8 protein-coding genes and 1 pseudogene are annotated in these 10214 nt (G+C 38.6%); 3 read left to right on the top strand and 6 right to left on the bottom strand.

Annotation, left to right across the window (positions count from 1 at the left end; all coding sequences use genetic code 11):
- The 3 genes and pseudogenes from BMX18_RS09390 to BMX18_RS07690 all read left to right on the top strand — a co-directional run.
- Positions 1-830 (top strand): annotated as a pseudogene (locus tag BMX18_RS09390) (hypothetical protein); the annotation flags it as partial.
- Positions 831-851: 21 nt separating this feature from the next.
- Positions 852-1148, top strand: a complete 297-nt coding sequence (locus tag BMX18_RS07695) for an ABC transporter (RefSeq protein ID WP_074561225.1) — start codon at positions 852-854, stop codon at positions 1146-1148.
- 19 nt (positions 1149-1167) lie between these two features.
- The gene (locus BMX18_RS07690) at positions 1168-1590 is read left to right on the top strand and encodes a hypothetical protein (RefSeq protein ID WP_074561224.1); all 423 of its coding nucleotides are present in this window, start codon (positions 1168-1170) and stop codon (positions 1588-1590) included.
- 141 nt (positions 1591-1731) lie between these two features.
- Here BMX18_RS07690 and dexB read toward each other — a convergent pair whose 3' ends face one another.
- From dexB to BMX18_RS07660, 6 genes are all read right to left on the bottom strand, one after another.
- Positions 1732-3342: a glucan 1,6-alpha-glucosidase DexB gene (gene dexB, locus BMX18_RS07685; protein WP_074561223.1), complete on the bottom strand. Its 1611-nt coding sequence runs from the start codon at positions 3340-3342 to the stop codon at positions 1732-1734.
- 143 nt (positions 3343-3485) lie between these two features.
- Positions 3486-4928: a sucrose phosphorylase gene (gene gtfA, locus BMX18_RS07680; protein ID WP_093815942.1), complete on the bottom strand. Its 1443-nt coding sequence runs from the start codon at positions 4926-4928 to the stop codon at positions 3486-3488.
- A gap of 63 nt (positions 4929-4991) precedes the next feature.
- Entirely contained in the window at positions 4992-5825 is an 834-nt protein-coding gene (locus BMX18_RS07675) for a carbohydrate ABC transporter permease (RefSeq protein WP_074561221.1), read from the bottom strand.
- Positions 5826-5834: 9 nt separating this feature from the next.
- Entirely contained in the window at positions 5835-6701 is an 867-nt protein-coding gene (locus tag BMX18_RS07670) for a carbohydrate ABC transporter permease (RefSeq protein WP_074603512.1), read from the bottom strand.
- 12 nt (positions 6702-6713) lie between these two features.
- Positions 6714-7985: an extracellular solute-binding protein gene (locus tag BMX18_RS07665; RefSeq protein ID WP_074603510.1), complete on the bottom strand. Its 1272-nt coding sequence runs from the start codon at positions 7983-7985 to the stop codon at positions 6714-6716.
- Between the two features lie 11 nt (positions 7986-7996).
- Entirely contained in the window at positions 7997-10159 is a 2163-nt protein-coding gene (locus BMX18_RS07660; RefSeq protein ID WP_093815940.1) for an alpha-galactosidase, read from the bottom strand.
- Positions 10160-10214 lie beyond the last annotated feature (55 nt).

Here is a 10214-nt window from a genome sequence, read left to right as displayed (position 1 = left end):
AATGGGGTGGCAATACCTTATTTAAGCAAAAAACACCTCAATGGATTAAAGATGATGTGACAAGTGCTGGGATGACTATCCTTACCACAGATATTTTCATCAAACAACTCCAACACGGCGATATCGATGCTTGGAAAGCCGTTTATAAAGGCATTGAAAATTCTGCTAGCCAAGTCTTTCATAATATCACCTCAGGAAACACTTTTGAAATCGGTGGCTACCTCTTCGATGTCGCCACACTTGTCGGCCCTGCTGCTGTTGGCAAACTCAAATACGTCGACGAAGCAAGCAACCTCGCTAAACTCGCCAAAACCGAGGAAGTTGCCTCAACCGTTGGTAAAGTTGAGGATGGGGTGAAGGTTGTTGATAGGATAAAGGATATAAATAATATATCTAACTATGAATTTAATGCATTAACTAATCCAGGTCCACTATTAAACCACCCAGCTACTCCAAATCGTAACTTTTATGGCGGTCGATATAATGTTAAAACTACCTCAAAAGATATCGTGCTTTATAGGGCAGGGAGTTGTAATAATCCTATGGGACAATGGTTCACTAGTATTCCACCGCAATCTAGAGCCCAAGTCAGAATTGATACCGCTGTAAAAGATATTTGGAAAAATTCAGATGGTTCATATAGTGGTCAATCACCTATTGATAAAGTTTACAAGATTAAAATTCCAAAAGGAACAACTATTTATATGGGACCTGTTGGAAGTCAAGGAGGAATTTATCAAGGTGGACTTGATAAACTCCAAATCTTTATTGACTCCCCCTGGAATATAGAAAATATTGAGGTATTAGATTCTTGGCCTATAATACAATAATAAGAAAAAGGAACAATTAATATGACCACTGAAGTAATAAATGCAATAGATAAATTCATCACTATATCAAATAAATACCACATTGATGGTATTGCTAGTCAAATAAATGTTTTGAATGAATTAAAAACAAAGTTACTGAAAAAATCAGCTTTTAGCGAAAGAGAAAAGATTTCCTTATATCAAGCACTCTTTCCTTCAAGAGGTGGATTATCAGATATTAATTATTGGAATGATAACTTTGAGAAACGCAAAGAAGTAAATACTCAATTATTTGAGCAAAAGACCATTATTGCAAATTATTTACTAGGCAAACGCTAACGACATCATCGGAGATATTATGGGAATAACATCAATTACTTGGGAAGAATTTGAAACTTACAAGAAAGTCAAAACACCTGATAATCTTTATATTCGCGAACATGATGGAAAATACTACACCGTTTTTGAACTTGGCATTGCTTCTGTGCGACGAATTTTTGAAATCCAAGCCGATGATTTTAAAGAATATTTAAACGGACAACGTTCAGCTGATGATATTCTTTTTAAAGCACAAAACGATGCTTGGCCACCAACTGAGGAGGAAAAAGTAAAGCACAGGAAAGAAAAAATAAAGAAACATCCTGTGACCTTAATATCAAATCCTAACAGTAGAGAGATTTTTTCACTTGAAGAATTAAAACATCTCATTCCGATAGCTGAGGAAAAATATATTGCGTCATATGGTAAACTTCCTGAGAATTACATATCACCTCTAAAATAATTTAATTTCTTATTTTTATTAACACCTGAGACGCATTTTGCGTCTCTTTCTATGAAATCTGCTGATTTCTTCTGCAGCTTTTATTATCAGCGAGATTAGATTAAAAAACCAGCTCCTACTTTAGAGCTGGTTTTTAGTTGCTCATCCAACCTTAACGCAAAAGGCATCCCAGGGTTGGAGGTTGTGGTTTTCAAAGTCTGTTAATTCTGAGGTGTTGCTGATGATGGTTTCTTGGTAAGCAAAGTTACTTTCAAATGCTTGGGCTTGATCTGATAAGTTAGCAACTATGAGGTAAGTGGCGTCAGCTGTTTTTCTGAGGTAAGCGAACACTTTATCAGCTGTCTCTAAAATCTCAAACTCCGCGTCAATCAACCAATCATTTTCTTTGCGAAGCTTGATGAGTTTTTGGTAAGTGTAGAAAATAGAATCTGGATTGTCTAAAGCTGCTTGTACATTAATTTCTGTGTAATTTGGATTGACTGGTAACCAAGTCTTATCAGCAGTTGAAAAGCCAGCATTCTGACTGCTATCCCACTGCATTGGGGTTCTAGCATTGTCTCGTCCAATCATGCGAATGCTATCCATGATTTCTTCGGGCGTCTTACCATTTTCAAGGGCTTCTTTGGCAAAATTAAGCGACTCGATATCGTCAATTTCTCCCAAATCCTTAAACGGATAATTGGTCATTCCAATTTCCTCACCTTGATAGATATAAGGCGTTCCCCGCATTAGATGTAAGGAAATAGCTAGCGCTTTAGCTGATTTTTCGCGGTAAGTGTCTGTGTTACCCCAGATAGAAAGCACGCGCGGCAAATCATGATTATCCCAGAAAAGGGAATTCCAACCTTGACCAAGTTTAAGTTCTGTCTGCCATTTGTTAAAAATAGCTTTGAGAGCAGGAACGTTTAGTTCTTCTTCGTACTCCCATTTTGAGGCATCTAGCTTGTGCTGAAGACCAATGTGCTCAAATTGAAAGACCATAGATAATTCTTCCTCAGCTGGTGATGAGTACTGTTTAGCGATTTCTGGAGTTGCTCCCCAAGTTTCACCAACCGTCAATAAGTCTTTTCCAGCCAAGGTTTCTTGGTACATTTCTTTTAAGTAATCGTGCAATTTCGGACCGTTGTTTGCGATGAGTTTGTCAGGAATTTTCCCAATCATATCAATCACATCCATACGAAAACCAGAAATTCCTTTATCAATCCAGCGATTCATCATGTCGTAAACAGACTGACGCAAGACCTGTTTTTCCCAATTCAAGTCAGGTTGTTTTTTACTAAAAAAGTGCAAATAGTATTGACCAGAAGCAGCATCATATTCCCAAGCAGAGCCTCCAAAAATCGACTCTAGCTCGTTTGGTTCATCACGCCAAATGTAAAAATCGCGATACTGGCTGTCTGGATTTTCACGCGCTTCAACAAACCAAGCGTGCTCATCTGACGTGTGATTGACCACCAAATCCATAATAATACGAATGCCACGCGCCTTAGCCTCTTCTAGCAATGCTTCCATGTCAGACATATCACCAAAAATGTCTGCAATCGCCTCATAATCTGAAATATCATAACCATTATCATCCATAGGAGACTGATAAACCGGTGAGAGCCAAATCGCTGTAATTCCAAGTTTTTTCAGGTAATCAAGCTTACTGATGATTCCTTGCAAATCTCCAACGCCATCACCATTTGAATCCTTAAATGATTTCGGATAAATCTGATAAATTGTCGCCTTATGCCACCAATGCTTTTCCATAGAGCACCTCTTTTCTTACAATTCTTTGACTCTATTTTAGCTTTTTATTTTAAATTGTGCAATCGTTTGCATTGAACTTTTTTAAAACCTCCCACAAAAGAGATTCCCAAATGATTTTGAGAACCTCTTTAACAAATAACACTTTAAAATACCAGTTCTCGACCGTTTTCAGTCACTGTGTAAGTCAACTCTTTGAGATTGATTTTTGCCTCAGCTATCACGCTGCTAGCGTGATTTCGACGGGTAATGACCAATGTATTTTCATCTAAAACTTCAACATCAATGCTCCCATCAAGGTCAAAAGCCGCAGATTGATTTCGGAAAGTGAAGAGTTTTAGCAATGCTTGAACCACTGGTCGCTTGACTTCTTCAGCAATTTCTTCACCACTATAATAATGACGATTAATATTGCGTCCTTCTTTGGTTTTTTCTAGCAAGTCTAGGTCATTTTTCCCTGCTAAAAATCCAACATAATAAACTTGCGGAATGCCTGGTGCAAAAGCTTGAATCAAGCGCGCAAGGAAATATTTCTTGTCATCATCACCGAGTGCTGAATAGTAAGTCGAATTAATCTGATAGATATCAAGATTATTGTACTCAGCTGACGAATACTTACGTTTGACATTAGCTCCAACTTTATAAAGCTCATTTGAAGTGTAGTCAATTTCCTCATCAGTTAGAATATCTTTGACATCAACCACTCCAATACCGTCGTGGGTGTCAAGTGTTGTGAATTGCTTCATCGGGGACATTTTCAGCCATTTTGCCAAGCGCTTCACGCGCCCACTGTAGAGACTATAGAGAACCACCATCGGAAGTGCGAAATCATACACGTAATAATCATGCTCAGCAAGCTTAAATTGAATCGAATAATGTTCATGAATTTCTGGGAGCAATTCTGTGCCAGTTTCGGCAGCAATGCGACGGACTTTATCAAGCAATTCCCAAATTTCTGGCTCTACAAAGAAATCATTGGTGTCAAGTTTCTTGACTGCGTAAGCAAAAGCATCTAAGCGAACGAGGTCACAGCCATTTTCAGCCAAATGTTCAATGGTCTTTCGAATGAAATCCATGGTCACATCTTTTGTAACATCAAGATCAATCTGTTCTTCACCAAAAGTATTCCAAAGATGTTCCACAGAACCATCCGCAAAGTGAATTTCTTGCTTTGGTGCACGGTCTTTACGCTTGTAAATCAAATCCACATCAGCTTGGGTCGGACGATTTTCAGGCCAAAAGTGATCCCAATTTAAGAATAAATCTTTATAAGCACTGTCTTCATGCTTTTCTTGATAATCTTTATAATATTTTGATTGACGAGAAATGTGATTAATCATGAAATCAAACATGAGGTAGTACTGCTCACCAAGAGCTTTCACATCATCCCAATCACCAAAAGCGGAATCAACCTCGTCATAATCAACAGGTGCAAAACCACGGTCACCTGTTGACGGGAAAAATGGCAACAGGTGAACACCTCCAACAGCTTCGCCGAAATAGCGTTCAAGGTTGTCCTTTAGCTCTTTCAAATTCTTACCCAGACTATCTGAATAAGTGATAAGCATCGTTTTATTTTGTATTGTCATAACTATTCCTTTGTTTTCTTAATATTTAATTTTCACTGTGCCCGCTATACGCCCTCTGTATCCTTACTTCACTGCGCCGTTGCTCATTCCTGAGATAATGTGTTTTTGGAAAATGAGGTAAACGATTGTGATGGTGATAATGCCAACGACGTATGAGGCAAAACTTGGTCCGTAATCACTGAGGTATTGTCCTGTGTAATTGTATTGGAAAAGTGGCAATGACCATGAATCAGATGTTTTATTCAACATCAAAAGAGGAAGCATGAAGTCATTCCAGAACCAAAGGGCATTGATAATCAAGGTTGTTGCATGCATTGGTTTTAGCATTGGAAAGACAACTTTGCGATAAGTTGTAAATTTATCGGCACCGTCGATTTCAGCTGCTTCATCTAAACTATCAGGGACACTTAATTTGATATAACCGACATACAAGAACAGGGTTTGCGGCACAGCATAAGTGAGGTACAAGATAATTAAGCCCCAAATATTTGTCAAACCAAGTCGACTCATCATGACAGTAATTGGAATCATGATAACTTGAAAAGGCACAAAAATTCCCAAAATCAGCAAACTATACATGATATTAAAAGCACGCTTTTTGCTCATATTACGCGCAATTGAATAAGCTGCTGCTGGAATAAACAAGGTTACCAAAATTACTGAAACAACTGTGATAATGGTTGAATTCCAGAAATAGTGTCCAATACCGTCAGCTAACAAACGTGTATAGTTAGCTAAGGTAACAGGATTTGGAAAAGCAAAGAAATGTTGCATGATATCCTTGGTCGTTTTAAAAGAACTAAAGACCGTTGCTAACAAAGGAATCAAAATCAAAATAGAACCTGCAACCAAGAGGACATATTTCCAAAAAGTATTATAACGTTCTTCTTTTTTCATCTTTCACTCCTATACTTCAAAACGACTTGATAATTTGAGTTGCAACATTGATACTAACACAATGATGGCAAAAAGAATCAAGGCAATGGCGTTAGCGTAACCGTATTGATTGCTTGAAAAGGCGTAGTTATACACCAAAAGTCCAATCGAAGTCGTTGAATTACTTGGTCCACCACCAGTTAAGGCAAAAATTTGGTCGAAGGCTGTCAAACCAGCTTTAAGCGCCATAATAAAGACCATAGAGATACTTGGCAACAAATAAGGCAATTCAATATTCCAGAAAGTCTGTTTGCTAGTAGCTCCATCAATGGCTGCTGCTTCTGTGATTTCACTTGGAATAGTTTGAAGACCTGAAAGGAAAAGAATAATCGGCATTGCCACACCTTGCCAAAGCATGACAAAGATAGCTGCAAAAACGGCACCACCAGTTGTTCCTAGAAGACTCGTTTTCAAGAATTCAATGTTTAAAGCTTCACCAATAGCAGGCAAACCGTAGTTAAAGACTTGCTTGAAAATCAAAGACACTGTCAACCCTGATAAAACCGCTGGGAAAAAGAACCATGCTCTAAAAAACGTTTGTCCTTTGATTTTAGCATTCAGGGCACGCGCCACCCAGATACCAATCACAATTTCACCGACAATTAACGCAATGGTCAAAATCAAAGTAAAACCAAGCGCTTTAAAGAATTTGGTATCTGTTAGCAAGATTTTATAATTGTTGACACCAACAAAATCAAAATTGTAAGTCAAGCCTGTCCAGTTTGTAAAACTGTAGAAAGCACCTTGAATCATTGGGAAATAGAAGAAAATTGCCTGTAAAATCAAGGGAACAATCAAAAACGTCCAACCCCAATACTTATTTAAAAATTTTCGCATTCTACTTTCCTCCTACTTCTTCACATCAGCTTTCATCGGATTGAAAAAGGCATTCATTTCATTAACGTATTGATTAGCATCTTGATTCAAAAGATAATTTGCTGTCAAGCTAAAGAAATCTTCTTCACTTGTCCAATTTTCACCAAGCCAAACATAGTGCTTATCTGTAAAAGCTAATTGATAAAGCGGAGCAAGGGGAGAGTTCTCGTCTTCAGCCACACCATTTACAGATACAGGTGAGCCATCGACATCATAATATTTTTGCATTGCTTTAGCTGAAGCCATATAAGAAATGAACTGTTCACATTCTTTTTTGTGTTTCGTTTTCGATGAGATTGATAAGGCCAAATCACCCGCACCGACAGTTGCTTCTTGACCGGCTTTTTCACCTGGAAAGGCAAAGGTTGAGATGTCAAATTTAGGGTCTTGTTGTTTAATCGCAGCTAACACCCATGACCCACCAGGTAACATTAAAGCTTTTTCAGTCGCAAAAGCTACAACAGAGTCATTGTAAGAAGCACCTTCCCAGTTGGTTTGTTGATTGCCTTTACCAGCAAGCAAATTCAAGCGAGTCAAGACTTCCTTAACTTCTTTATCCTTTGTTGAAATGGAATTAACAGGAGAAAAACGAAGATAATCATTTGCCTTATCACCGCTGCCAGTCACACTGATATAAGCTAATTGGTGATAACCATTTAAAGTCCAACCTTCACTACCAGCAAGCGCAAACGGTGTTTCGCCGTCAGCTTTGATTTGTTTAACCAAAGCTTCAAATTCTGCCCAAGTTTCTGGCACCTTAAGACCTAACTCGTCAAATTTTGTTTTATTAAAATAAATCCCTGAAACGTTGGCTGATAGCGGGACGCTATAAATTTTGCCGTTGACAGCATAATTTTTTTCGTAATGATTTTTGATGTTTTTAAGATATGATTTGCCAGTCATATTCTCAAAGTAACCTGCTTTTGCCCACTCTTTAAAATCAACGTTCTGAGGGTAAATGTTAATGACATCCGGAGCATCGCCTGCAAGCATACGTGTTTTTAGGACGGTACCAGCACTTGGCACACTGGTCATTTTGACATGGATTTTTGGATTTTCTTTTTCAAAATCCTTAATGATTTCTTTTAGCGTATCAACCATTTCTGTTTTTTGGTTGAAATATTCGATAGTTACCTTGCCATCATTAGAGGAATCACTGTTTTTTGAACAAGCTGTCAATGTCAAAGCAGCTGCCGCTGTCAACATTGCCACTCCAGTCACTATTAATCGTTTAGGCCATTTCATGGAAAACCTCCTTATTGTTTCACGAAATAGTATTGTTTGCTGAGGTAATCACCTTGTGGGAGAATCGCTGTGAGGCCCGCGTACATGAGCTCTGCTCCTGAAAAGACTTGGTCTGTTCCTTGCAAGCAGTAAAGAGCTTCTTCTTCCAAACCTTTCAGCTTAAGTGTTGTTTCAATTGTTTCAATCGTTGACAGTGTGCGCACGTAGGTCACGACAACCTTATCTTCATAAACAAATTGAACCGCCGTTTCATTTGAACCTTGTTCAGGATTGATAAGGCGATATTGTTTTCCAAATTGGACAACTGGACGAATGTCTTTGTAGTGAGCAACCTGAGCAGCAATCACTTCTTTGTCACTTTCTGGTAGGCTTGTCAAATCAAGTTCATAGCCAAGATTTCCCATCATAGCAACATTACCGCGAGTTTCAATCGGTGTTGTGCGTCCCATTTGGTGATTAGGACTTGCTGAAACGTGAGAGCCCATTGAAATGGTTGGGTGAAGGTATGTTGAACCGTATTGAATTGGCAAACGTGAAATGGCATCAGTATTGTCACTAGCCCAAACTTGTGGGAAGTAACGCATCATGCCAAGGTCATTTCGACCACCGCCACCTGAGCAAGATTCAAAGAGAATGTTACTATGTTTTTCTGTCAAATAAGACACCAAATCATACAAGCCTAGCATGTAAGCATGAGATTGCATTTGGGTCGCAAGGTAAGTATCACCATTTCCGATATTTGTGATGTTACGGTTATAATCCCATTTAACATAATCAATAGCATTTTCTGTCAAAATCTTATCAATAGCTGCCTTGATGTAGGCTACGACATCAGGATTTGCAAGATTAAGTACCAATTGGTTACGAGAATAAGTATGTCCTCGTCCTTCTGCCTGAATAGCCCAATCTGGATGCGCACGATAAAGGTCACTATCAACAGAAATCATTTCTGGTTCAAACCACAAACCAAATTTCAAACCTTTGGCATGGACTTCAGCAATCAAGTCATTCAAAGGTCCGCCAAGTTTTTCTTCGTTGACAACCCAGTCACCAAGCGCACGATTGTCGTCGAAGCGATTACCAAACCAACCATCGTCTAGAACAAATAGTTCAATACCAAGTTTACTTGCTTCGTCAGCCAAATCTAGCAATTTTTCTTTCTTGAAGTCGAAATAAGTTGCTTCCCAGTTGTTGATAAGAATTGGACGTTCAACATGGGCAAATTGTTTTGGCATGATGTGATTTTGAACGAATAGTTGACTTTCCTGACTCAGATGTGTCAATCCTTTTGCTGAATAAGTCATCAAAGCTACAGGCGTTTCAAAACTATCTCCAGCTGCTAGTTGCCAAGTGAAGTTGTCGTCATTGATACCAATTCCAAGACGAACTTCATTCAATTGATTTTTTTGAACGAAAGCTTGGAAATTACCACTATAAAGCAATTGAAGTGCCAAAGCTTGACCAGCATCTTCCGTAGCTGTGTGGTCACATAACACCATAGCTGGTGTGTGCGCATGACCTGAAGCACCACGATTTGAAGCGACAGTGAAAATACCTTGTTCAAGCTTATGGCGACGAACTGTCTTTTCACGCGCATAAGCTCCTTGCAAAGTCACCACATCATAATCAGAAGCTGGCACATCAAGCATGGTTGACAAAGCACGATTGATAACAACTGCTTTATCTGATAAATTTCGAACCTCAGCATGAGTTGAAATGGTGTTGCAATCAGCATAAGCAGTGTAGTAAAGTTTTAATTCTAGCGCAGCGACTTTGTCTTCAAGTATCAAAACCAATGTTTCGGCATCTTCTGTCGTATGTGGATTAGGTAATCCTGTTGCTTCTTTTGCACCATGTAAAATCTCACTAGATGTTAACTTAAATTGTGTCAATTCGTTGTTAGCGTGTGCTATTTTTAGAGATGGTTGTCGAAAATCTCCAAACCCGTGAACGCCAAAAACTTGGCGTTGGGTATCATAACTAAAGGTGCGGTTATCTGGAGTTGGATTTCCTGAAAAAGCGTGGTCCTTCTCCAAAATAGCGTTTGAACCGTGATATTTGGCGATTTTGCCTCCAATATGACGAAGAAGCAAATCCCCTTCTTTATTTTCGATAATCATTGACATCTCTTTACTTTGAATGTAAAAAAGATTCCCTTCGATGCGAATTCCCATGATAATTCCTCCCTTTGTTTACTAAAATTTTACCATCATTTATTTACCTCTTGAA

The organism is Streptococcus sp. 45 (genome assembly GCF_900108865.1).
Classification (GTDB): Bacteria; Bacillota; Bacilli; order Lactobacillales; family Streptococcaceae; genus Streptococcus; species Streptococcus ruminicola.
The sequence above is the reverse complement of the archived record's forward strand: the minus strand, read 5'-3'. Positions and strand labels throughout refer to the sequence as shown.